The sequence below is a fragment of the Bifidobacterium catulorum genome (assembly GCF_003129925.1).
Taxonomy (GTDB): domain Bacteria; phylum Actinomycetota; class Actinomycetes; order Actinomycetales; family Bifidobacteriaceae; genus Galliscardovia; species Galliscardovia catulorum.
The window spans coordinates 104,416-125,294 of record NZ_QFFN01000003.1 but is presented as its reverse complement, the minus strand read 5'-3'; the positions used below and the strand labels follow the sequence as shown (position 1 = coordinate 125,294).

Genomic DNA, 20,879 nt, shown 5'->3' with positions numbered 1-20,879 from the left:
CGCCATCATTCGGCCTCGTCTTCCCCGGATTCGTCGGGGTTCATCGCGAGTTCCGTTTCGAGCAGGCGCAGGTGGCTGAACGTGAGCATGATGGAGGAGATGCCGCGGTGCGCGGCATTGGCCTGCGAGTAGTTGCCGCTGTTCATGAGGGTGTGTTCGACGAGTGAAAGCGCGTTGTATGCGGCGGTCAGCTTGTGTCGCATCCACTCGATTTCGTACGTGTGCAATGTGGCCTTGTCTTCCATGGTGGTTTCCTCGCTGTTTCCGGCTTCGGGTTCAGAATCAGTTTCAGTTTCAGTTTCAGGATTAGTTTCAGAATCGGGTTCGGGTTCGTCGTGCTGGTCCAATACCCATGCGACGGCGTCGTCGACGCTCAGCCGTCCGTCGGCGGCCAGCCGGTCGAGGACGCGCTGCCACGTGTCCGGGTCGTCGATCTGCCGCCTCTTCCAGGCGAGCGCCTGTGAGCGTTGCGCGGCCTTGAGGTCGTTTGCGGGCGTGGCGCAGAATTCGTTGAGCTTCTGCTGTGAGTAGGGCATCAATCGGTCTCCTTCGCTGTGATGGGGGCGTCAGGGCGGGGCGTGTTATGCCGCGAGGGTCCGGGACTGGTAGCCGTTGGCCTTCAGCCACCGTTCGGTCGTCTTGACGGGGTAGAGGACGCGCCGGTTGTCGTTCTTGCAGCCCTCGCGCTTCGGCCCGAGCTTGATGAACGGCAGGCCGGACTGCGTGCCCAGGGTCCGCCATTTCGCCAGCGTCTTGACGGTGGGGCTGCCGCCCGCCAGCTGCGACACCTGCGTCGGCGTGTAGTAGAGTTGCGTGACCTTGCTCATGACCTCACGTCCCATCCGATCCAGTGCCAGATCAGGGAGCTGGCGAGCAGGAACGCGAGCGCCAGGCTCGTGGCCTCCCATGGGCTGTATCCGTGCTGGTGGAACCAGATGGCCCATATGAACGCGACCACGCCGCAGACGGCGAGCAGGGCCGACAGGAGGATGATGGCGACGCCGGCGGCGATCATGGCGGCGTCGTGGCGGCTGGTGGGTCGTTCCTTGAGGTGTTGTGCCGTCTGTGGTGGTCTCGGCGGGTTCTGTTCGTTCATCGTGGTATCCTTTCCTTGGTTTTCTTCATTCGCTCCCGCCGTAAGGCGGGGGCTTTTTTGGTTTTGTGGGCGGGGTGTCGCGCTGGCACGGTCGGTGACGGGGCGAAGAAAGGTAGACCCCGTCTTCCGTGCCATCGTTCCCCCGGCATGGATCTCGATGCCGGGGGTGGCGTTGACGCGGCGCCCCTGAGTGGACCGTGCGGGAATCGAACCCGCTCCCGGCCTTTGCCCCGCGGCATGGTCCGCAGGATCTCGGCCGGGGGCCAGCCTGCCGGCCCCGAGGGGTGCCGGAACCGGCCGGGGAGAGAGTGAGAGTACGTAAAATCCTCCGGCCGTTTCCGCGCTGTTCGGTTATGGTTATTTGGTGTTAGCGACTTGTCCTTTGTCGATGCCGTCGCCAGGCCCGGGATGATCCGCCGACCGTTGATGGTTGGTTGGCTGTTCCAAGGGTTCTCCCGTAGGCCGTGGCGGCGGTCCGCCCGCACACGGGGGTTGCATCAAAAGCGCGCGGCGCATGGCGCCACCGTCTTCTCCCCCGGTGCGGGAGGTCCTATTCCTCCATGGAGCGCAGCCACCGGTCCATGGCCTCGCGGGTGACCTTGCGTTTGCCGGGCTTGCCGAGCCTGTTCGGGGGCCGGCACGTGTCGACGTCGCCGTTGTTGATGGCCCACAGCAGGCCCTTGTAGTCGAGCGAGTACACCTGGGCGGCCTGCGCCGGCGTCCATGCGAGCCGCTCCCCCAACGGGACACGGCTCATGTCCTTCAACGTCTCCTGATCGACAGTGACGTCCATCACGCCACCTCCCTGCGGGTAGAATCCATGCCATGGATTGGTGGAATCTGTTCTGGACCGGCCTCGGCGCCGTCGGCGGAACGTTCGGCACGGTCACCGGCCTCGTCGCCCTCGTCCAGACGCGCAAGGCGAACCAGCTCGCGCAGCGTGCCAACGAGCTGGCCGAGACGGCCAACCGTGAAGCCGGGACGGCCAACGAGCTGGCAGAACACGCGAACGAGATAGCTTTGGACGCCAATGAGGTCGCGAAGCGGGCGCTCCGGGTTGGCGCGGACCAGACCGTATACGATTGGACGGTCGGGGTCGAGGATGATGGCCGGACCATCGTCCTTCGTAACCACTGCGCACATGCTGCTGACGATGTCGCCGTCGCGGTTCGGTCGGGAGACGCAGCAATAGTCGACGCCACGTTCGACCATGTAGCTGGTTTTCGCGTACTGCGCCTCGATGCATCGCACACGGTCGACCAGATCGTCGAACATCAACGGAAACTCAACCCAGCTTTCCTTCACGGTCTTGCCATACGGTTCGAGATCGAGGCCCACGTGTCGTGGGTCAGCGAGCTCGGGATGCACCGAGACCAGGTAATCAACGAGACTGTCCGCTGTGAGCACTAGCCGCTCCATCGAAACGCCGTAACCCATCACGCCGCCTCCTTCCGGTCGAGGAGGATGCGGGCGATGACGGTCTGGATGTTGCGCAGGTCCGTCTTCGTGAGACGGGCCAGCCCCATGCTCATGGGCCCCTCCGGCCCGTCGCCGCGGTCTATGCCGAGTTGCAGCGTGCATAGGAACGGGTATCCTGGCGTCTCGTCGCCGGGCTGGCGGAACAGCTCCACGCGCTGCCCGCTGTCATTCACGTACGCGAGACCGTTCTCGATCTTCTGGATTCGTCCGCTCATCGAGTCTCCTTCCGGTCGGGCGCGTAGTCGCGCAGGAGGACGGTCTTGTCGTCGGGTTCGTCGTCGGCCCGGAACGCCTCCGCCATGTTTTCGGCGACCATCGCGCCGACCGTGCGGTACATGCTCAGCAGGTTCGGGGGCCGGCACACCGTGAGCTGCGGGGCGGCCCCGTCCGCGCGCCGGACGAATTCCGCCTCCGCAAGCTGTATGCACGTGCCCGCACCGTCATCGACCGTGAGACTGAAATGGACGCCGCCCATCACTCCACCCCCTTGCCAGCGAGCGCAGAACGCTCGGAGGCCTTCGTCAGGACGTCGAGGGGAACGCCGGTGGCTGAAGATATTTGAGCAAGCTCCAGCACAGTGAATGGCGAGATGCCAGGATTCTCCAGCCGCCGATTCAGTGTCGTACGGGCGATGCCCGTCTTTTCCGAGGTCGCCAGAACGCTCAGATCGGCGCTCTCCATGGCTTTGGCAACGTTGTCCGCCACCGTCTTTGCATACTCGATAATGTCCATGCCTGCCATAGTACTGCCCAAATGGGCAATGTCAAGCTACGACACGCCCATTTGGGCAGTACTATAGTGCTGCAATGTGGTTATACTGTCCACATGGACATTAACGAAGCAACGGCAAAGGCGCTATCGGCCGAACGGTCCGCAGCCCATTTGACCATAAAAGACCTCGCGCAGAAATCAGGCGTACCCGAGCGCACACTCATCAGAATCCTGAAAGGCGAACGCAACATCAACGTCATGCAAGTGGCGCAACTCTCATCGGTCTTTGGAATATACCCCCACGAAATCATCGAGTCAGCCGAGCGCTACATCGAGAGGGACGAACGTGGGCCTATCGAATTAATCGACAACACCCCCGCAGATTCCCCCGTTCGTGCGGGTGACGCGCTCGCGGACCGCATCGCGGGTGCTGATGATGTTGAGGCGCGGGTGGAGGAGACGAGGAGGCTGTTGCGGGAGAATCCGATGGGGTTGGCGGCGAGCGAGGACGGGTTGAAGCAGGCGTACATCGAATACGGCGACGGCGACGAAGCCGCATAAGCACACACGGAACCACACAGGACTCTACGATGACACGCCTCGGCGCGTGACAAAAACAGGAAGGCGGCTTACCATGATTGATAACAGTACCCCGCACGCGAGCGCCCACGGCGCAGCGAACCAGGCGGGGTCGTTCTCTTTCTCCCCCATGAAACCGGCCCTGTCCTACAAGGAACAGGTGCAGCGCATGAGAAGCCGCGGCCTCATCATCGACAACGAAGACGAAGCCGTCACATGGCTGTCGAACCTGAACTACTACCGTCTGCGCGGCTACTGGATCACGTTAGAAGACAACGGGAAATTCCTTCCCGGGACCACCCTGACCGACATCCAAGCCATATACCAGTTTGACCAAAAACTCCGTTTGTGGCTGTGGCACGCCATCGGCCCTATCGAAATCAAGGCGCGCACCTCCTTCGCCTACCATCTCGGCCGAGCATGTGGACCATTGGCACACCAGACACCCGGATTCTTCACCAACGTCAAGGCGCACGCCCGGTCGATGAACGGATACGCGAGGGAACGCGCCCGCGCCGAACGAGATGGAGTGCCGTGCGTGGTGCACAACCTCCGCAAATACGGCGACCTTCCGATATGGGCCGCGGTCGAGATCATGTCGATGGGCACGGTCTCCCAGCTATACGGCAACCTGTCCACCCGGGCCTCTTACCCGGACGGCATGACGGTCTCACGCGCCATCGCACGGGACTTCGGCACCAAACCCTTCCTGCTTAAGAGCTGGCTGCGGCACCTGACCTACATCCGCAACCTATGCGGACACCACAGCCGTATCTATAACCGCGCAATGACCACCAAGGCAACGCTGCTCAAGGCCGACTCCCGATACGACGGCCCCAAGGCGTTCCCCACCATCATCACACTCAAACGCATATACGAACGCCTTTGGCAGAGAGAATGGGAGGACCTGGCCGACCAGCTCACAGGGATGGTCGAAGAGCAGCCATCCGTACCCCTTGCCCCGATGGGGTTCCCGAACGGCTGGCGAACCATCCTCCGAGGAATCCGAGACCACGACCCCGACACCGACGACATCGCATAAGACACCCCACCCTAAATGCGCGATAGATTCTAACCGTGTCGAATTCGACACGGTTAGAATCTACGCCCCCGTTCCATCCGATCTGACAGGAGGAATCATCTGACATGACCAGTGAACCGCAGGAGGGCAGCATCATCCTCTACCAGGCCGACGGGCACAACGTGCCAGTGCAGGTCACCTACGCCGACGACACGTTCTGGATGCCGCAAAACGGCATAGCCGACCTGTTCTCCGTCACCAAGCAGAACATCAGCTATCATCTGAAGAACATCTTCGACACAGGCGAGCTCGACAAAGATTCAGTTGTCAAAGATTTTTTGACAACTGCGGCCGACGGCAAACAGTATCACGTCGCGTTTTACAATCTTGATGCGATCATCGCGGTCGGTTACCGCGGGAAAGAGCCTGATTCTTTTGACATGTCGGGAGAGAGATGGGTATCATGGCGGTGAAGATCGGCGATAAGAATACCACGGGTGTTCTTCCCCGCAAGGGGATAGCCGGTCTCTATGTTTCCTCAGACCCTGCCCCACGGATACCAGACGGGCGCACCCATCTTCGCTTCTATGAACCGCTTGTAATGGCCGCTTTTCGCCCCATCGGACAAGACATGCCGTTGAATCGCCCACAATCCGTAATCCGCGATCTGAAGCCCGGCACTGGAATTCGAATCCCAGATATGAGGGATCACGCGTACCCGGCCCCTATCGAATTGGGCGCACACGTCACGGACCGCGTCACGGACCGCTTTCTCGCGGTTGCTCAGGTTGATCTTGGCGACGACCAGATGCACGTCGATACGGCTCGAACCGTCCCAAAGCTCGTTAACGAGCGCCCCAGTGTGATTGTACAGCGTCCACTTATACAGCCACAGATTGCCTCGCTGCTTCACGTAGCCGTATGCGCGTTGCTTCGCCATGAACGTCGCGAAGAAACGCACGGACGTCATGCCTCCTATGCATTCGAAGAAACACTGCTTCGTGTCCCTGCTGTCGTGGGACGCGTGAAACCCGCTCTGGACTCCGGTGCGCGCGGCCCGCGCATGAAGGACCTTCATGTACTCCTCGCCGTGGTCGCCTTCGAACACGGCACTGCCGAACGCGAAATACGGCTTGCTGTCGGGGTCATAGTCGGGCGTCCCCGTCTCGTCGAGGAAACACCAGTATTCAAGAACGTCTTCCATAGTCAGATGATTCTAACAGCAAGGACGGGGCATTGATGAGCCTGCCGGTGCCCGTCCGGCTGAACTACGGGCCCATGCGCATGCGGCTCTATGAGACCGCGCCCACATTGGAGGTGTCGAGCGGCCTGCTCGACGGCGACCTGTGCGGCATATACGATGCGGCCCGTGACGTCATCATCATCGACCGTCGCATGACCTACACGCGCAAACGCTGCACGCTCGTCCACGAGCTCGTCCACCGCGCCCACGGCGACATCGGCCACCAGCGGGAACTGCGCTGCCGTCTCCAGACCGCGCTCCTGCTCGTCGACCGCGACGCCTACATCCAGGCCGAACGGATGTACGAGGGCGACAGGTGGCTGATCGCCGACGAACTGGACCTCACCGTCGACGTGATCGACGACTACCGGCTACTGCTCCGATACGAAGGCGTCGGACGATAGCACACACATCCGCCATGGAAGGGAGAAAAAGGGAGACTATCCGGGGAGGGTTTGGGAGGAAAGACCCGGATGTCGTTGAAATCACGCGGTTTCCGGCGTAGGAACGGTTATTTGCGTTTGCGCTTCACGGCGTCGATTATCTGCGGACCTGCGGAGACGAATTGACCCTCTCAGCACGCTTCCGTCGATGCTGAGCCGGGTTCAGCAGACCATCGCGCTTCTCGCTATCCAAAGCGTCGGCATAGGAATCCTCCATCACGGACAGCAACGGAGTCAGATCCAGCGAACGATCCGCGACGATGCCTTTCTCGTCCTTTCCCATCAGATGCTTATACCGACACATGATTGATCTTTTCGAAAAATCGTCCACCCGCATTGCTGTGGAAAATTATGCACCCGGATGTTACATCTCGCCAAGTTCTCACCGGTTGACTTCAATACGCATGATGCGTATCATACATGTTATGAGGTTCAAGGAAATCGAGAAGATACTCCGCAAGGACGGATGGCGGCTCTACTCGCAGAGCGGAAGCCACTGCCAGTACACGCACCCGGACAAGCCCGGAAGGGTCACCGTCCCGAAGCACAACGGGGACCTTGCGCCGTTCACCGTCAAATCGATATGGAAGCAAGCCGGAATCAACGAAAGAAGGATCAAATGAAACTCGTCTACCCGGTCGTTCTCTACCCGTCTGGGGTCCCCGGCGGATACACCGTGCTCTGCCCGGACATGCCAGGCCTTGTCACCGAGGGCCGCGACCTGCCCGAAGCGCTCGACATGGCCGTGGACGCGGCCAGCGGATGGGTGCTCGGCGAGCTCGAGGAAGGCCGACGCGCCCCGCACGCCACCAACATCGCCGACGTGAAACCGGAGGAACCGGGCGGCATCGTCACCCTCATCAGCCTGGACATGGACGCATACGCTGAAAAATACGGCAAAAAAAGCGTACGCAAGAACGTGACCATCCCCGCATGGCTCGACACGTTCGGCGAACGCGAGGGAATCAACTACAGCCAAGTGCTGCGCGAAGGCCTTGAGCATCGATACAACGATCTGCAGAACGCGTGACCGGCCCGCACGAAGACAGCCCCGGCCGCTCTTTGCGAGCGCCGGGGCTTCGTTGTTGGTTTCGTCTATGCGGCTTCGTCGATGACGTCGGCGTCGACGACGTCGGTGGCGTCGTGGAGTTCGGGGATGGCCTGGCCGAGGAGTTTGGCGAGGCTTGCCGCGTCCCTGTGGGTGTAGTGGTTGGTCATGGCGATGCTGGTGTGGCCCATGATGGCGGTGCGTGCGTCGTCGGGCATGTTGGCGCGGGCGGTCATGCTGGCGGTCCAGTGGCGTGCCGAATGCACCGTCACCATCGGCAGCCCCGCCGCTTCGAGCGCCCTGCGCCAATGGTAGCGTTCCGTGGTGTTCCTCACGGGATTGCCCCGCGAATTGGTGAACACGAGTTCGCGCGGTCCGATGTTCAGCCTCCGGATGCGCGCCCACAGCCGCCCCCATAGGCTCTCCGACACGGGCACGAACCGTTGGGCCGCCCGCGTCTTGGGTGTGGTGAGCCACAGTACGCCGTACAGGTGCTCGGCCTTGAGCCATTTCGGTATCTCCACCTCGCCGGGACGGCCATAGGGCTGGATCTGCTGGCGCACGTTGATGCCGGGCACGCCGTCGCGGCGTTCCAGCTCGTACGGCATGAGCGCGTACCGCTCCCCCTCCCTCATGCCGGCCGCGAACGCGAGTTCGAACAGCAGCATCCACGACTCGTCCATGTCCGGCGTGGACCGTGGCCCACGCGGACCCGCGCCGCTTCCGGGCACGGCCTCGATCAGGCGTTTCGGCTCGTCCGGGGATAGGATGCGCGTCTCCGTGGGCTCCACGCGTGGAGGCCGTACCCTGCGGCACGGGTTGACGGGGATGAGCTCCTCGAGTTCGGCCTGGTCGAGCAGCATCTTCAGACTGGTGAAGTGCCCCCGCAGCGTCGACGGCGAAAGTCGCTCGGACAGGACGCGCATGCATCGGCGGACATGGTCGGCGGTCAGGTCCGCCATGCGTACGCCGCCGATCACGGCCATGCACGCCCTGATGCGGCATGCGCTCGTCTTGTACGTGGTCGGCTTCACCGCCGGCCGGTATTCCCCGAGCCAGCGTTCCGCATAGTCCCTCAGATACGGGGACCTGCCGCCGGGTGCGACGCCGGTGCGTTCCATCTCCGCGATCTTCGCTTCGAAGCGTTCGCGTGCGGCGGCCTTCGTGCGGCCCTTCGCCGTGACGTACCGGCGCCGTCCGGTGGCGGGGTCGTGGCCGATCTCGCGCCGGAACTCCCATGAGCCGTCCTTGCGGTGGATGATGCTGCCCGTGCCCTTCGCTCGTCGTCTTCCGTTGGCCATGGCGTCCTGCCTTTCGTTTCGGGAGCGCCTCCGGGAAGCCCTCCGCAAGCGCCCGTCAAAAGGCACTCTAAAGGCACTCTATCCGGGCCACAAACGGCTGGATACGTGGACGAATCGGCCTTTCCCCGGTAATGGGGAAAAACCACGAACGAATCATGACGGAATCAAAAACGTTGAAAACACAACGTTTTCAAAGGGTCACAACGCTCGTTTATCATTGTCTACTGTGATTCAATTCGACCATCTTCATAAAAGCTACGGCGAGGGGCCCGAGGCCCATGAGGTGCTGCACGACATCAGCCTCGACATCGCCAAGGGCGAGGTCTTCGGCATTCTCGGCTCGTCGGGCGCAGGCAAATCGACCCTCGTACGCTGTATCAACCTGCTGGAGCGCCCCACGAAGGGACGCGTCGTCATCGACGGCGAGGACGTGACCGACGCGACAGGGGCACGACTCGCCGCGCTTCGCGCCTCCATAGGCATGATCTTCCAGAATTTCAGCCTCTTCCAGCAGAGAACGGTGCTGCGCAACGTCACGTTCCCGCTGGAGCTCAACCACGTGTCAAAGGCCGAACGCACCGCCCGGGCGGAAAGGCTTCTGGATATGGTGGGGCTTTCCGGATACGGCGACCGTTACCCGAGCCAGCTTTCCGGAGGCCAGCAGCAACGTGTGGCCATAGCACGCGCATTGGCGAACAAACCTTCGATCATGCTGTGCGACGAGGCGACCAGCGCCCTTGATTCGACCACTACCGTACAGATCCTCGACCTGCTGCGACGTATCAACCGCGAGATGGACGTGACCCTGGTCGTCATCACGCATTCGCTGTCGGTGGCACGCAGCATCTGCGACCGCGTCGCCATGATCGACGGCGGTCGCATTGTGGAGAGCGGCAGGACCGAGGAATTGTTCGCCAACCCGCAGAGCGATATCCTCAAGGCGCTCATCGCAAGCGCCGACGCCCAGAACACGCGACGGGCCGATACCGGCATCAGTGAGGTGAGATAGCATGATCGCGACGATTCAGGAATTTCTCGGCGAATACGGGGAACTGCTGCTGGACGGCACGTGGGACACCTTGGTGATGACCACGGTCTCCACCTTTCTGGCGTATGTGATCGGCGTGCCGTTGGGCGTGCTGCTGACCATCAGCGCACCGAAGGCGATCTGGCCGCATAGGATTCTTCATGCCGTGCTTGGATGGATCGTGAACATCGGACGCTCCATCCCGTTCATCATCCTGCTGGTGGCGTTGATCCCCCTGACCAGACTCATCATGGGCACCTCGCTTGGCGTGCAGGGTGCCATCGTGCCGTTGGTGGTCTCGGCGGCTCCGTTCGTCGGACGCATGGTGGAGCAAAGCCTCGCCGAAGTGGATGGGGATCTCGTCGAGGCAGCTCAGAGCTTCGGCGCGGGCTCCTGGGCCATCGTCACCAAGGTGCTGCTGTTCGAGAGCCTACCCTCCCTCATCCGCGGTGCGGCGATAACGTTCATCAACCTGTTCGGGTATTCGGCCATGGCCGGCACCGTGGGTGCCGGTGGTCTTGGCGACATTGCCATCCGTTACGGCTACCAGCGCTACCAGTATGACGTCATGGTGGTTTCCGTGGTGCTGTGCGTGATTCTCGTCCAGATCTTCCAGAGCCTCGGCAACGTGCTTGCGCGCCGGATCGACCATCATTCCCGGTGACGAGAACCGAAAGGCATCATTTATACGGAAAAGGACGGCCCTGGCGGAACTGGAATCCGCCACGGCCGTCCTTTTTCATCCGCCGCGCGATCAGCGATGTACGAGATTATGCAATGGTCTGCCATGCGCATAGTTCGCCACGTTGTCCAACGCTATCTCAATGATGCGCTCCACGGTGATGCCGAGATGATTGCCTCCGGCGACATGCGGCGTGATCAGGCAGCGCGGCTCGTCCCACAGCGGGTCTTCGGCGGGCAGTGGCTCCGGTTCCGTGACATCGAGGCCTACGCCCCTGAGCCTTCCCATGGCGTCGTGCAGCGCCGCCGGATCGATGACGTCGCCGCGGCCGGCGTTGAGCACGATCGAACCGGTCTTGAGCAAGTCGAATCGGTGGGCGTCGAGGAGGTGATGCGTCTTCGGGGAGGACGGCACGGTGATGGCCACCACATCGGCCTTGGTGAGCAGCACGTCCAGCGCGTCGAAGCCGAACATGGAGTCGATGCCCTCCGCCGGCTTGTTCGGGTCACGGCGCACTCCAAGGGTGTGGGCGCCCACGCCCTTCACCATTGTCGCGAAGGTGGATCCGATATCGCCCGTGCCGATGACCAGCACGGTCAGTCCCTTGGGCGACAACGCCGGACCCGCGTCCCTCCATTCGTGCGCACGCTGCCGGTCGCGGTATTGCGGCAGATTCTTCATCAACGACCACATCATGGCGAACAGATGCTCGGCTACGCTCTGCCCGTAGGCACCGGTGGCGTTGGTCACCTGGACGTGGTTCGGCAGCACGCCGGGAGCCAGATACCGGTCGACGCCAGCGCTCCACGTCTGCAGCCATTCCAACCGAGTATAGTCGCCCATGCCGTCCGGAGGCACATTGCCGATGAGCGCCGTGGCATGGGGGCGCATCCCCTCTGGGACGCCGGCCGGCCAGGCCATCTGGTCTCGCATGGAATCGTCCCCGACGAATTCCTGTCTCACCCCGGCGGCGGCGTCCACGAAACGTCGGCGCTCATCGGCGGTGAGCGGCAGGCAGTTGATTATCAGCCGATCGGCTGTCGGTGCATCGTTCATTGCCATCCTCTTTCATCGATGTCGGTTCATATCGTAGTTGCACATACCGGGGTCCCGATATGCCACGGATCATGCCGGACGACTCGTCCGCACGTCATCGCAGAACCGTCCGATTCTGCGCAGGCCCTCGTTCAACGCATCACGGGAGGCGGCGTAGGACAGCCTCACATGCGTGTCCGCCGTGGCCACGGCGAAGTCCCTTCCCGGCGTGAGCGCCACGTGATATTCCTCCAGAAGCCGCTCACAGAACGTCCAGGAATCCATCCCCGTGGAGCTGATGTCGAAATACGCGTAGAACGCCCCGGTAGGCCGCACCTCCAACGGCAGCCCGATACGATCCAGACCCTCGGTCACCACCGCGCGCCTGGCCAGGAATTCACGACGCCGGGCGTCGCATTCCGCATATGATTCCGGAGTGAAGCACTCCAATGCAGCGTATTGCACCGGGGTCGGGGCGCACAGCAGATAGTTCATGGCCAGATTGTCGGCCGCCTCCAGCAGTCGTTCCGGCAGGACGAGCCAACCGAGACGCCAGCCGGTCATGCCGAAGTACTTGGAGAAGCTGTTGACGGTGATGGCATCCGGATCGCAGGCCAGCACCGATCGTACTACAGGCCTCCCCATGGCATCGACATCGGCGAGGTCGAGATACGTCTCGTCCACGATCCGCCACGCGCCATGCTCGCGCGCATAGCCGCAGACCGCATCCATTGTGTCGAACGGGATGCACGTGCCCGTCGGATTCGACGGGGATGTGATCATAACGGCCGCTACCGCATCATCCCAATGCCGTCGAACGCCGTCGAGATCGAGATGGTATCGCGTCCCGGCATTGGTCGGCACGTCGACCACGGTGCCGCCGAACGTCCGCACCAGTTCACGGTTGCAGGGATACGAAGGGTCCGCCACGAGGACCTTGTCCCCCGGATCCACGGTGAGCGCCGTGGCGAGCAGCAGTCCTTCGGAACCGCCGCAGGTCACGCATATGCGGTGCGGGTCGACGTCCAGACCGTGACGGTCCCTGTAGAACCCGCTGATCGCCTCTCGCAACCGGGGAATGCCGAATGTCGCGGTATAGGGCAGCGCACGGCCGTCCATCAACCCGGCCATGGCCCGTCGCACGGCCCGGGGCGCCCCGAAATCCGGCTCGCCCAGACAGAGTTTGATCACGTCGCACCCCTGTGCGGCGAGCCGGTCCGCCCTGGCGCCGAACGCCATGGCCCGGAACGGCTCCGATCGTTCTGCGCGTATCGACATCCTCGGCGGCTGGTGGTTCATGTCGGATCCCTCATTGGTTAAACGAATGCTTCCCGTAGCATCATAACGCCATGCTGTCCCATCACCCTCACGGAACATGCATCCCTATATGTAGGACATTATTTCAAAATCTGAAATCTCGGGAATATACTGTGCGATAAAACCATCGACGATTTACGATGCCGAGGGAATTCACGATTCATGTTCACGACGGGGGGAGCCGCATCATGCTGCATTTCGACAACGACTATCTGGTGGGAGCGCATCCCCGCGTTCTCGAAGCCCTATGCGAAGACAACGGCCGGGAGCATACGGGATATGGACTTGACGACGTCTGCGAGCACGCGGTGCAACGCATACGCATGGAATGCGGCACCCCGGATGCGGAGGTGCGGTTCCTCGTAGGCGGCACGCAGACCAACCGCACGGTCATCGATTCCACACTCCGTCCATTCGAAGGCGTCGTCTCCGCGGAAAGCGGCCACATCAGCGTCCACGAGGCCGGCGCAATCGAATCGAGCGGGCACAAGGTACTCACGCTCCCCCATCATGAAGGCCGAATCGATGCGGACGATCTGCGCTCGTACCTCGACGCCTTCGAACAAGACGAGAACCACGACCATATGGTCAGACCCGGCATGGTATATGTTTCCCATCCCACGGAATTCGGCACACTGTACTCCTCGACCGAACTGCATGCCATCAGTGCGGTCTGTCACGATCACGGCATACCCCTGTACCTCGACGGCGCACGGCTTGGATACGGTCTTGCGGCGGAGGGCACCGACGTGACGCTGAAAACAATTGCGGAATGCTGCGACGTGTTCTACATCGGTGGCACCAAGGTCGGAGCGTTGTTCGGGGAGGCCGTGGTCGTCACCAGACCGCACCGTCGCGACGGGTTCGGCATAGACGGCTTCTTCACACAGATCAAGCTCAACGGCGCCCTGTTGGCCAAGGGATGGCTCCTGGGTTTGCAGTTCAACACGTTGTTCACCGATGGTCTGTATGTGGACATCGCCAGAAACGGCGTCGAGCAGGCGATGCGGATCAGACGGGGCTTCACGGAAAAGGGGTATCGGCGTTTGTACGACTCCCCTACCAACCAGCAGTTCCTTATCCTCGACGACGCGACGCTGAGCCGCCTGCGGAAGGACGTATCGTTTAGTTTCTGGGAGAAATACGACGACGACCACACCATCGTTCGATTCGCCACCAGCTGGGCGACCCGGCCGCAGGACGTGGACGCGCTGCTGGAACTCATCTGACCATATGCAAATGGGGAGTCCCCCTCTGGGAGACTCCCCATGGTCAAAGCGTCGAGCTGACGCACGGCCGCCAATCGCTGGCTACTTGCTGTAGTCCATGTTCTTGCTTTCCTTGATCAGCAGCAACGCGATAAGCGCGACGGCGCTCATTGCGGCCATGTACCAGCCGACGGACATGATGCCGTAGGTGCTCACGAGCCAGGTGGCCAGCGACGGGGCGAACGCACCACCGAAGATGGCCGCGAGGTTATAGCTCAGGCGGCGCCGGAATACCGCACGTGCATCGGGAACAGCTCGGGCAGGTAGGCGCCGGAGGGACCGAACAGGCCTCCCATGAGCACGAAGCCGAGGCAGAGGAACAACATGATGCGCATGGCGTCGTGCTGGAGCAGCGCCGGGGCGAAGAAACTGAACACCAGCGTGACGGCCGTGGTGGCGATCAGCACCTTCTTGCGGCCGAGTTTGTCGGCCTGCAGGCATCCCACGACGATGAACGCGGCGAAGAAGAACACCGACACCATCTGCATGGCGAGATACTCGGGCTGGCTGAATCCAAGACCCGAGACGCCATAGCTGAGCGACCATGTGCCGAGGATGTAGAACAGCGTGTAGGTGATGCCCATGGCGACCGTGCCAAGCAGCACCTGCTTCCAGTAGGGAAGGAGATCGGTAAGCGGATGCCTGGAGGTGCGCTTCTCCTCGGAGGCCTTACGGAAGACCGGGGTTTCGCTCATGCGGGCACGCACATACAGACCGATGATGACGAGGATCGCGGACATGAGGAACGGGATGCGCCATCCGAAGGCAATCATCTGGTCCTTGCTCAGATGCGTGGTGAGCAGCAGGTTGATGCCGTAGGCGCAGAAGAATCCGATGGGCGCACCGAGGTTCGGGAACGATCCGTAGAGGGCGCGCTTGTCGGCGGGCGCGTTCTCCGTGGCCACGAGCGCGGCGCCGGACCATTCGCCGGCAAGACCGACACCTTGGCATGCGCGGCAGAGGCACAGGATGACGACAGACCAGACGCCGATCTGTTCGTAGCCCGGAAGCACGCCGACGAGGAACGTGGAGATGCCCATGGTCATGAGGGCCACGACAAGCGTCTTCTTTCGTCCGAGCTTGTCGCCGAAGTGGCCGAACAGCATGGAGCCGAACGGTCGGGCGAGGAACGAGACGGCGAAGGTGACGAATGCCATGAGCGTGGCGATGGCGGGGTTGGATTTGGCGACGTCCGTAAAGAAGATCAGGCCGAAGTAGCTCGCCGCGGCGATGGAATAGCAGTAGTTGTCATAGAACTCGATGGCGGTGCCGACCATGGACGCTGCGATGATCTCGGCGACGGAATCCTTCTTTACCGTCTTGGAGCCGGACAGTGATGCCGTTGTGGTTGACATGATGGTTATGTCTTTCTCTCACATGAAGTGCATCGCGGCCCGGCTCCGGATGCGGTCGGCGGTTGGCGTTCCGCATCACGACGCCCGGCGACGATGCGGAGCTTTGGCTTCCCTCTTGGAGGCTGTCACCATCTTGTACCCTATGAGACAACAATGAGATATTTGCTCAGATAATGGACAGTTATTCGCCGAATCGTATGACACATCATATTCCCTCCAACGCCGTCACCTCGTCGGCCTCGACCGGCGCAAGCCACTCGTCAGTGGCGCGAATCGTCGCCCCGTCAACGGCAAAGAGGCCCGCCGGGAAATCCCGACGGGCCTCTCCGAAGGAGGGAAATGAACCGTTGCTATTCCTTCTTGAATGCGGTGACCGCACGCTGAAGGACAACGAAGATGAGGATCATCACGCCGACCACGATCTGCACGGCCTCGGCGGGAACGCCGAAGTCGGTGGTCAGCGGCTCAAGGATGGAGCGGACCAGGGCACCCAGCACGGAGCCAAGCACGTAACCGAAGCCGCCGGTGATGATCGTACCGCCGATGACGACGGAGGCGACGGCGTCGAGCTCCCAGCCGACACCCACCGTGTTCTTCGCGGAACCGATGTTGGCGGTGTAGACGATGGAGGCCAGCGCGGCGAGCGTGGCGGACGTCAGGTAGATGACGTACTGCGTGCGCTTGACCGGCAGACCCATGAGCTCGGCCGAGGAACGGGAGCCGCCGATGGCGTAGATCGTGCGTCCGGTGCGGGTGTGATGCAGCAGGATGTAGCCGAACACGACCACGACGATCGCGATGATCACACCGAGGTTGATGCTCAGATCGTTGGCGATCTTCGGATTGTCGATGATCTTCCAGCCTTCGCCGCCGATCCACGCATAGCCGTTGTTGGCCGGCATGGTCAGGGAGTCGGTGGAGATGATGGATGCGATGCCTCGGGCGAGGAACATGGTCGACAGCGTCGCGATGAACGGCTGCATGTTGAATTCCTCGATCAGCACGCCGGCGAGCAGGCCGAAAGCGGCACCGATGAGCAGCATGACGACGAGGACCAGCGGGGCGGGGGTTCCGCCGTTGAGCATCTTCATGCCGACGACGGCCGTGATGGCCACGATGGCACCGACGGACAGGTCGATGCCGCCGGTGAGGATCGGCAACGTCATGGCGACGGCGAGGATGATCAGGTAGGCGTGGTCGATGAACAGCGAGGAGATGAAGCCGAGCCTGAAGTAGGTGCCGAACAGCACCTGACCCATGATCAGCATCAGGATGAAGATCACCACGGCGGCGATCGTCGGAATCATTTGGGCGTCGAACTTGCCGCCCTTGGCCTTCTCGGCCTTTGGAGTCACTGCTGCGGAACTCATGCTGCCACCGCCTTCTGAGAATCCTTGAGCGCGCGCTTACGCTTCAGCTCGGCGCTCAGGTTGTGAACCTTCGGAGCCTGCATCACACAGATGATGATGACCACGGCGGCGAAGAAGGCCGGGGTTGCGGCCGAATCGACACCGAGGGTGATGATGGTCTTGCGAATCATCGCGATGATGACGGCGCCGAGGGCGCTGCCCGCAAGGGAGAACTTGCCGCCGAGCAGCGAGGTGCCGCCGATGACGACCGCGAGAATCGCGTACATTTCGAGATCCTGACCGGTCTTGACCACGTCGACGCGCATCACGGATGCGGTGGCGAACAGACCTGCGATGGCGGCGAGAACGCCGGAGATCGCATAGACAAGGAAGAGGATCTTTCGGGGGTTGATGCCGGTCATGCGGCTGGCTTCCTGATTGATGCCGACGGATTCGATCATCATTCCCATGGCCGTCTTGCGGGAGACCAGGCCGACCGCGATGACGATGACGAGGGCGATGACGAAGTTGGCGGGGATGCCGAGGATGAAGCCGTTGGCCATCCAGCGCAGGGGTTCGCCGCCGGCGACCTGGGAGGCGTCGGTGTTCTCACCGGAGGTGATGACCTTGGCGATGCCTCGGCCGGCGAGCATCATGATCAGGGTGGTGATGAACGGCTGAAGTCCGAGGATGGAGACCAGCACGCCGTTGACGGAACCGATGACCAGACCGATGGCGAGGGCCACAAGGATGGCGACCCAGACGTTGGTGCCGTTGGTCAGCAGCTGCATGGCGGTGGCGCCGGCCACGGCCATGACGGAGCCGACGGACAGATCGATGCCGGCGGTGGAGATGACCAGGGTCATGCCGGTGGCGATCATCAGGTATCGGGCGGATTCCTGAAGCATGGTGATCAGCGGGCCCGCGAGACCACCCGTGTTGTCGTTCCACGAGAGGTTGAGGAACTGGTGGTCGACGATGGTGCAGATGATGATCAGCGCGATCAGTGCGACGACCGACCAGGTCAGGTTGTTGCCGAGGAGCTTGGCGACGACGTTGTTCTTGTCGTCCTTCTTCTCTGCTGCTGCCATCTCACGCCTCCTTTCCGGAATTTGCGATCGTCTCGACGATGGTTGCCTGCGAGACGGTGTCGTCGTTTACGATGTCTGCGATCTTCTTGTGGTCCTTGAGCACGGTGATGGTGTCGGAGAGTCGAACCACCTCTTCGAGCTCGGAGGAGATGAAGACCACGCCCATGCCCTCGGCGGCGAGTTCGAGGACCTTCTGCTGGATCTCGGCCTTGGCGCCGATGTCGATGCCTCGGGTCGGCTCGTCGAGGATGAGCAGCTTGGGCTGGATGGCGAGCCAGCGGGCGATCAGCACCTTCTGCTGGTTGCCGCCGGAGAGGTTCTTGATGAGCTTGTTCGGATCCGGCGGACGGACGTTGAGCTCCTTCATGTACTTGTCGACGATCTCGTCCGCTTCCTTCTTGGGAATCGGGTTGAACATGCCGCGGATGGCCTGCAGGGCGATGAGCATGTTCTGGCGGACGGTCAGGTCGGCGACGATGCCTTCGTCTCGACGGTTCTCGGTGGAGTAGGCGATGCCGTTCTTCAGCGCGACGTACGGGCTGTCGATGTTGACCTTCTTGCCATTGAGCATGTACTCGCCGTGGTCGGGCTTGTCGGCGCCGAACATCAGACGGCCGAGCTCGGTACGACCGGAGCCAAGCAGACCTGCGAAGCCGACGACCTCGCCCGCGTACACGTCCTGGTTCGTTGGCTCGATCTGTCCCTTGCGGCCAAGCTGCTTGATGGTGACGACGGGCTTTTCGCCGGGTTTGATCTCCCGGCGCGCCTTCTTGGCGCCGATCTGGCTCAGCTCGGCGGCGGACTTGCCGATCATCATGCCGATGAGCTCGTCGCGCGGCGTCTCCTTGGTCATGACCTCCTTGATGAACTGGCCGTTGCGCAGAATCGTCAGACGGTCGGTGATCTCATAGATCTGGTCGAGGAAGTGGGAGACGAAGAGGATGGCCACTCCGGAGTCGCGGACCTTGCGCATGATGGCGAACAGGTCCTGGACCTCGTTGGCGTCCAGCGAGGAGGTCGGTTCGTCGAGGATGAGCACCTTGGCGTCGATGACCATGGCGCGTGCGATGGCGACCAGCTGCTGCATGGCGATGGAGATCGAGCTCAGCGGTGCGCGGGGGTTGAGATGGTCAAGGCCCATCTTGGCGAGGTGCTTGCGTGCCTCGGCGTGGGTCTTCTTCCAGTCGATGCCGAACGGGCCGCGCTTCTCGTGGCCGAGCATCACGTTCTCGCCGATGGAGAGGTTGGTGCACAGGTTGACTTCCTGGTACACGGTGGCGATACCGGCGTTCTGGGCGTCCAGAGTGCCGTTGAGCTGCGTGGGCTTGCCGTCGACGGTGATGGAGCCTGCGTCGATCTTGTACACGCCGGTCAGGGCCTTGATCATCGTGGACTTGCCGGCGCCGTTCTCACCCATGAGAGCGTGGACCTCGCCGGGGAAGAGACGAAGATTGACACCGTCCAGAGCCTTGACACCAGGGAATTCGATCGTGATACCCTTCATCACGACGATCGGTTGTTTATCTGTCATGTCTTTGCCTTACGAAAGGGGATGTTATCGTTTTGTGACATTTGCGCCAGACATGCTGAACGGTGTATCAGAGGGTCGTCCGCTGATACACCGTTCAATGCAATGCGTTTGGCTTATGAGGCGTTCGGTACCGAATCAGTACTTGCGCTCGCCGGAGTCGAGGGCCGTCTTGGCGGCTGCGGCGTCGAAGGTCTTGGATTCGATCTGGATGTCGGCCTCCGGGGTCTTTCCGTCCAGCTTGTCCTTCACGGCCTGGGCGGTCTCCTTGCCGAAGATCGGGTTGTACTCGATGACGAAGTCGAGATCGCCGGCGACGACGGCCTTCAGGGCGGCCTCGGTACCGTCGATGGTCACGATCTTGACCTTGCCCTTGAGTCCGGCGGCGTCGACGGCCTGAGCGGCGCCGATGCCCATCTCATCGTTCTGGGCGAAGATGAACTGCGGGTTCTTGGCCTTGTACTTGTCGAGCAGACCGGCGGTCACGGTCTTGGCCTCGTCGGTGGACCAGTTGGCGGACTGGGACTCAAGGACCTTGATGTTGGAGGCGACCTTGTTCTCCCAACCGGTTCCACGGTCCTTCACCACGGACAGGCCTGCGGGGCCTTCCAGGATGAAGCCGTTGGCACCGTTCGGGAAGTCCTTGGCGATGCGCTCGGCGGCCTGCTCGCCGGCCCACTCGTTGGACGGTCCGATGTGGGAGACGATGGCCTTCTTGGCCTCCGCGTCCTTGACCTCGACGTTACGGTCGACGGTGAAGACCGGAATCTCGGCCTCGGCGGCCTTCTTCAGGGAGTCATCCCAACCGGAATCCTCGGTGGAGGACAGGATGATCGCATCCACCTCGTCGTTGACGAACTTGTTGAATGCCTGGATCTGCTTCTGCTGATCGTTGTTCTGCGTCGGAGAGTAGACGAGGTTGAAGCCGGCGTCCTTGAACGCCTGCTTGATGTCGTTCTCGTTAGCGGTACGGAAGCCACCCTCGGGGCCGACGGCGACGAAGCCGACGGTCTTCTGGCCGCTGTCGCTAGAGCCGCCATCGCTGGAGCTGCTGCCACCGCAGGCCGCGAGGCCGACGAGAGTGGAAGCTGCGACGACTGCCGCCAGACCCGACTTGATTGCTTTCTTCATGTAACTCCTCCTTGAGTAAGACAACAGAACGCTCTGTTGCCGTAACAGACGTTTGTTCATCTGTTGATGTTTTTTACATTAGAGCCTCGTTAACGCTCACTCAACACCATCCGATAACAAAACGGTAACAGTGTGGTTATCGACGTTTCACGCAACGTTTTCCAACAAAAAAACC

General features: G+C 61.8%; 26 protein-coding genes and 1 pseudogene. 9 read left to right on the top strand and 18 right to left on the bottom strand.

Going from position 1 to position 20,879, the window contains the following annotated elements; all coding sequences use genetic code 11:
• Positions 1–5: 5 nt before the first annotated feature.
• The 8 genes from DF200_RS02445 to DF200_RS02410 form a co-directional block, all read right to left on the bottom strand.
• Complete coding sequence (locus tag DF200_RS02445; RefSeq protein WP_109136703.1) at positions 6–536, bottom strand: hypothetical protein; 531 nt, start codon at positions 534–536, stop codon at positions 6–8.
• Positions 537–581: 45 nt separating this feature from the next.
• The gene (locus tag DF200_RS02440; protein ID WP_241520092.1) at positions 582–827 is read right to left on the bottom strand and encodes a hypothetical protein; all 246 of its coding nucleotides are present in this window, start codon (positions 825–827) and stop codon (positions 582–584) included.
• Complete coding sequence (locus tag DF200_RS02435; protein WP_109136701.1) at positions 824–1,096, bottom strand: MFS transporter; 273 nt, start codon at positions 1,094–1,096, stop codon at positions 824–826. Before DF200_RS02435 ends, DF200_RS02440 begins: the two co-directional genes overlap by 4 nt.
• 550 nt (positions 1,097–1,646) lie before the next feature.
• Positions 1,647–1,889 carry a hypothetical protein gene (locus tag DF200_RS02430; RefSeq protein ID WP_109136700.1) on the bottom strand — a complete coding sequence of 81 codons (243 nt, stop codon included), beginning with the start codon at positions 1,887–1,889 and terminating at the stop codon, positions 1,647–1,649.
• Positions 1,889–2,533, bottom strand: a complete 645-nt coding sequence (locus DF200_RS02425; RefSeq protein WP_109136699.1) for a hypothetical protein — start codon at positions 2,531–2,533, stop codon at positions 1,889–1,891. The genes DF200_RS02430 and DF200_RS02425 overlap by 1 nt, the downstream gene beginning before the upstream one ends.
• Positions 2,533–2,790 (bottom strand): hypothetical protein, encoded by a 258-nt coding sequence (locus tag DF200_RS02420; RefSeq protein WP_109136698.1) that lies wholly within the window; start codon positions 2,788–2,790, stop codon positions 2,533–2,535. Before DF200_RS02420 ends, DF200_RS02425 begins: the two co-directional genes overlap by 1 nt.
• On the bottom strand, positions 2,787–3,050 hold the full coding sequence (locus DF200_RS02415; RefSeq protein ID WP_109136697.1) for a hypothetical protein: 264 nt from the start codon (positions 3,048–3,050) through the stop codon (positions 2,787–2,789). Before DF200_RS02415 ends, DF200_RS02420 begins: the two co-directional genes overlap by 4 nt.
• Positions 3,050–3,307: a helix-turn-helix transcriptional regulator gene (locus DF200_RS02410; RefSeq protein ID WP_109136696.1), complete on the bottom strand. Its 258-nt coding sequence runs from the start codon at positions 3,305–3,307 to the stop codon at positions 3,050–3,052. The genes DF200_RS02415 and DF200_RS02410 overlap by 1 nt, the downstream gene beginning before the upstream one ends.
• Before the next feature lie 93 nt (positions 3,308–3,400).
• Here DF200_RS02410 and DF200_RS02405 point away from each other — a divergent pair, with 93 nt between their 5' ends.
• The 3 genes from DF200_RS02405 to DF200_RS02395 all read left to right on the top strand — a co-directional run bounded on the left by DF200_RS02405 (position 3,401) and on the right by DF200_RS02395 (position 5,359).
• Complete coding sequence (locus DF200_RS02405; RefSeq protein ID WP_158275751.1) at positions 3,401–3,847, top strand: helix-turn-helix domain-containing protein; 447 nt, start codon at positions 3,401–3,403, stop codon at positions 3,845–3,847.
• A gap of 73 nt (positions 3,848–3,920) precedes the next feature.
• Complete coding sequence (locus DF200_RS02400) at positions 3,921–4,907, top strand: Abi family protein (RefSeq protein WP_109136694.1); 987 nt, start codon at positions 3,921–3,923, stop codon at positions 4,905–4,907.
• Positions 4,908–5,011: 104 nt separating this feature from the next.
• Positions 5,012–5,359, top strand: coding sequence for a virulence RhuM family protein (locus DF200_RS02395; RefSeq protein ID WP_109136693.1), 348 nt, complete (start codon positions 5,012–5,014; stop codon positions 5,357–5,359).
• 65 nt (positions 5,360–5,424) lie between these two features.
• On the opposite strand, the gene DF200_RS02390 is transcribed toward DF200_RS02395, so the two are convergent.
• Entirely contained in the window at positions 5,425–6,090 is a 666-nt protein-coding gene (locus tag DF200_RS02390; protein ID WP_109136692.1) for a DUF3800 domain-containing protein, read from the bottom strand.
• Between the two features lie 35 nt (positions 6,091–6,125).
• Between DF200_RS02390 and DF200_RS02385 the strand changes: the two genes are divergently transcribed.
• Positions 6,126–6,533, top strand: coding sequence for a M78 family metallopeptidase domain-containing protein (locus DF200_RS02385; RefSeq protein ID WP_109136691.1), 408 nt, complete (start codon positions 6,126–6,128; stop codon positions 6,531–6,533).
• 136 nt (positions 6,534–6,669) lie between these two features.
• Here DF200_RS02385 and DF200_RS10640 read toward each other — a convergent pair whose 3' ends face one another.
• Positions 6,670–6,855 carry a hypothetical protein gene (locus DF200_RS10640; protein WP_146191986.1) on the bottom strand — a complete coding sequence of 62 codons (186 nt, stop codon included), beginning with the start codon at positions 6,853–6,855 and terminating at the stop codon, positions 6,670–6,672.
• Positions 6,856–6,997: 142 nt separating this feature from the next.
• Here DF200_RS10640 and DF200_RS02380 point away from each other — a divergent pair, with 142 nt between their 5' ends.
• On the top strand, positions 6,998–7,195 hold the full coding sequence (locus tag DF200_RS02380; protein ID WP_109136690.1) for a type II toxin-antitoxin system HicA family toxin: 198 nt from the start codon (positions 6,998–7,000) through the stop codon (positions 7,193–7,195).
• Entirely contained in the window at positions 7,192–7,602 is a 411-nt protein-coding gene (locus DF200_RS02375) for a type II toxin-antitoxin system HicB family antitoxin (protein ID WP_109136689.1), read from the top strand. Before DF200_RS02380 ends, DF200_RS02375 begins: the two co-directional genes overlap by 4 nt.
• A gap of 65 nt (positions 7,603–7,667) precedes the next feature.
• Here the strand turns inward: DF200_RS02375 and DF200_RS02370 are convergent, their stop codons facing one another.
• Positions 7,668–8,921: a tyrosine-type recombinase/integrase gene (locus DF200_RS02370; protein ID WP_109136688.1), complete on the bottom strand. Its 1,254-nt coding sequence runs from the start codon at positions 8,919–8,921 to the stop codon at positions 7,668–7,670.
• Positions 8,922–9,147: 226 nt separating this feature from the next.
• Here DF200_RS02370 and DF200_RS02365 point away from each other — a divergent pair, with 226 nt between their 5' ends.
• Together DF200_RS02365 and DF200_RS02360 are read left to right on the top strand one after the other, a co-directional pair.
• On the top strand, positions 9,148–9,930 hold the full coding sequence (locus tag DF200_RS02365; RefSeq protein ID WP_109136687.1) for a methionine ABC transporter ATP-binding protein: 783 nt from the start codon (positions 9,148–9,150) through the stop codon (positions 9,928–9,930).
• Position 9,931: 1 nt separating this feature from the next.
• The gene (locus tag DF200_RS02360; RefSeq protein WP_109136686.1) at positions 9,932–10,612 is read left to right on the top strand and encodes a methionine ABC transporter permease; all 681 of its coding nucleotides are present in this window, start codon (positions 9,932–9,934) and stop codon (positions 10,610–10,612) included.
• Positions 10,613–10,702: 90 nt separating this feature from the next.
• Here the strand turns inward: DF200_RS02360 and DF200_RS02355 are convergent, their stop codons facing one another.
• Together DF200_RS02355 and DF200_RS02350 are read right to left on the bottom strand one after the other, a co-directional pair.
• Positions 10,703–11,686, bottom strand: coding sequence for a D-2-hydroxyacid dehydrogenase (locus DF200_RS02355; protein WP_109136685.1), 984 nt, complete (start codon positions 11,684–11,686; stop codon positions 10,703–10,705).
• Positions 11,687–11,755: 69 nt separating this feature from the next.
• Positions 11,756–12,964 (bottom strand): aminotransferase class I/II-fold pyridoxal phosphate-dependent enzyme, encoded by a 1,209-nt coding sequence (locus DF200_RS02350; RefSeq protein WP_170112468.1) that lies wholly within the window; start codon positions 12,962–12,964, stop codon positions 11,756–11,758.
• 206 nt (positions 12,965–13,170) lie between these two features.
• Here DF200_RS02350 and DF200_RS02345 point away from each other — a divergent pair, with 206 nt between their 5' ends.
• Entirely contained in the window at positions 13,171–14,211 is a 1,041-nt protein-coding gene (locus tag DF200_RS02345) for a threonine aldolase family protein (RefSeq protein ID WP_109136756.1), read from the top strand.
• 81 nt (positions 14,212–14,292) lie between these two features.
• Here DF200_RS02345 and DF200_RS02340 read toward each other — a convergent pair.
• From DF200_RS02340 to fruE, 5 genes and pseudogenes are all read right to left on the bottom strand, one after another.
• A pseudogene (locus tag DF200_RS02340) lies at positions 14,293–15,605 on the bottom strand (MFS transporter).
• Between the two features lie 350 nt (positions 15,606–15,955).
• Positions 15,956–16,975 (bottom strand): fructose ABC transporter permease FruG, encoded by a 1,020-nt coding sequence (fruG, locus tag DF200_RS02335; RefSeq protein ID WP_109136684.1) that lies wholly within the window; start codon positions 16,973–16,975, stop codon positions 15,956–15,958.
• Positions 16,972–18,045, bottom strand: a complete 1,074-nt coding sequence (gene fruF, locus DF200_RS02330) for a fructose ABC transporter permease FruF (RefSeq protein ID WP_109136683.1) — start codon at positions 18,043–18,045, stop codon at positions 16,972–16,974. The genes fruG and fruF overlap by 4 nt, the downstream gene beginning before the upstream one ends.
• Before the next feature lies 1 nt (position 18,046).
• Positions 18,047–19,576 carry a fructose ABC transporter ATP-binding protein FruK gene (fruK, locus tag DF200_RS02325; protein ID WP_109136682.1) on the bottom strand — a complete coding sequence of 510 codons (1,530 nt, stop codon included), beginning with the start codon at positions 19,574–19,576 and terminating at the stop codon, positions 18,047–18,049.
• A gap of 135 nt (positions 19,577–19,711) precedes the next feature.
• Positions 19,712–20,704 carry a fructose ABC transporter substrate-binding protein FruE gene (gene fruE, locus DF200_RS02320; RefSeq protein ID WP_109136681.1) on the bottom strand — a complete coding sequence of 331 codons (993 nt, stop codon included), beginning with the start codon at positions 20,702–20,704 and terminating at the stop codon, positions 19,712–19,714.
• Positions 20,705–20,879: the final 175 nt, after the last annotated feature.

Coding starts and splice junctions, on each gene's coding strand:
- fruE (WP_109136681.1), bottom strand. CDS start 20,704: ATGAAGAAAGCAATCAAGTCGGGTCTGGCGGCAGTCGTCGCAGCTTCC.
- DF200_RS02445 (WP_109136703.1), bottom strand. CDS start 536: ATGCCCTACTCACAGCAGAAGCTCAACGAATTCTGCGCCACGCCCGCA.
- fruF (WP_109136683.1), bottom strand. CDS start 18,045: ATGGCAGCAGCAGAGAAGAAGGACGACAAGAACAACGTCGTCGCCAAG.
- DF200_RS02380 (WP_109136690.1), top strand. CDS start 6,998: ATGAGGTTCAAGGAAATCGAGAAGATACTCCGCAAGGACGGATGGCGG.
- DF200_RS02350 (WP_170112468.1), bottom strand. CDS start 12,964: ATGAACCACCAGCCGCCGAGGATGTCGATACGCGCAGAACGATCGGAG.
- DF200_RS02375 (WP_109136689.1), top strand. CDS start 7,192: ATGAAACTCGTCTACCCGGTCGTTCTCTACCCGTCTGGGGTCCCCGGC.
- DF200_RS02415 (WP_109136697.1), bottom strand. CDS start 3,050: ATGGGCGGCGTCCATTTCAGTCTCACGGTCGATGACGGTGCGGGCACG.
- DF200_RS02405 (WP_158275751.1), top strand. CDS start 3,401: ATGGACATTAACGAAGCAACGGCAAAGGCGCTATCGGCCGAACGGTCC.
- DF200_RS02370 (WP_109136688.1), bottom strand. CDS start 8,921: ATGGCCAACGGAAGACGACGAGCGAAGGGCACGGGCAGCATCATCCAC.
- DF200_RS02360 (WP_109136686.1), top strand. CDS start 9,932: ATGATCGCGACGATTCAGGAATTTCTCGGCGAATACGGGGAACTGCTG.
- DF200_RS02400 (WP_109136694.1), top strand. CDS start 3,921: ATGATTGATAACAGTACCCCGCACGCGAGCGCCCACGGCGCAGCGAAC.
- DF200_RS02390 (WP_109136692.1), bottom strand. CDS start 6,090: ATGGAAGACGTTCTTGAATACTGGTGTTTCCTCGACGAGACGGGGACG.
- DF200_RS02410 (WP_109136696.1), bottom strand. CDS start 3,307: ATGGACATTATCGAGTATGCAAAGACGGTGGCGGACAACGTTGCCAAA.
- DF200_RS02420 (WP_109136698.1), bottom strand. CDS start 2,790: ATGAGCGGACGAATCCAGAAGATCGAGAACGGTCTCGCGTACGTGAAT.
- DF200_RS02430 (WP_109136700.1), bottom strand. CDS start 1,889: ATGGACGTCACTGTCGATCAGGAGACGTTGAAGGACATGAGCCGTGTC.
- DF200_RS02385 (WP_109136691.1), top strand. CDS start 6,126: ATGAGCCTGCCGGTGCCCGTCCGGCTGAACTACGGGCCCATGCGCATG.
- DF200_RS10640 (WP_146191986.1), bottom strand. CDS start 6,855: ATGGGAAAGGACGAGAAAGGCATCGTCGCGGATCGTTCGCTGGATCTG.
- DF200_RS02395 (WP_109136693.1), top strand. CDS start 5,012: ATGACCAGTGAACCGCAGGAGGGCAGCATCATCCTCTACCAGGCCGAC.
- DF200_RS02435 (WP_109136701.1), bottom strand. CDS start 1,096: ATGAACGAACAGAACCCGCCGAGACCACCACAGACGGCACAACACCTC.
- DF200_RS02440 (WP_241520092.1), bottom strand. CDS start 827: ATGAGCAAGGTCACGCAACTCTACTACACGCCGACGCAGGTGTCGCAG.
- fruK (WP_109136682.1), bottom strand. CDS start 19,576: ATGACAGATAAACAACCGATCGTCGTGATGAAGGGTATCACGATCGAA.
- DF200_RS02345 (WP_109136756.1), top strand. CDS start 13,171: ATGCTGCATTTCGACAACGACTATCTGGTGGGAGCGCATCCCCGCGTT.
- DF200_RS02355 (WP_109136685.1), bottom strand. CDS start 11,686: ATGAACGATGCACCGACAGCCGATCGGCTGATAATCAACTGCCTGCCG.
- DF200_RS02425 (WP_109136699.1), bottom strand. CDS start 2,533: ATGGGTTACGGCGTTTCGATGGAGCGGCTAGTGCTCACAGCGGACAGT.
- fruG (WP_109136684.1), bottom strand. CDS start 16,975: ATGAGTTCCGCAGCAGTGACTCCAAAGGCCGAGAAGGCCAAGGGCGGC.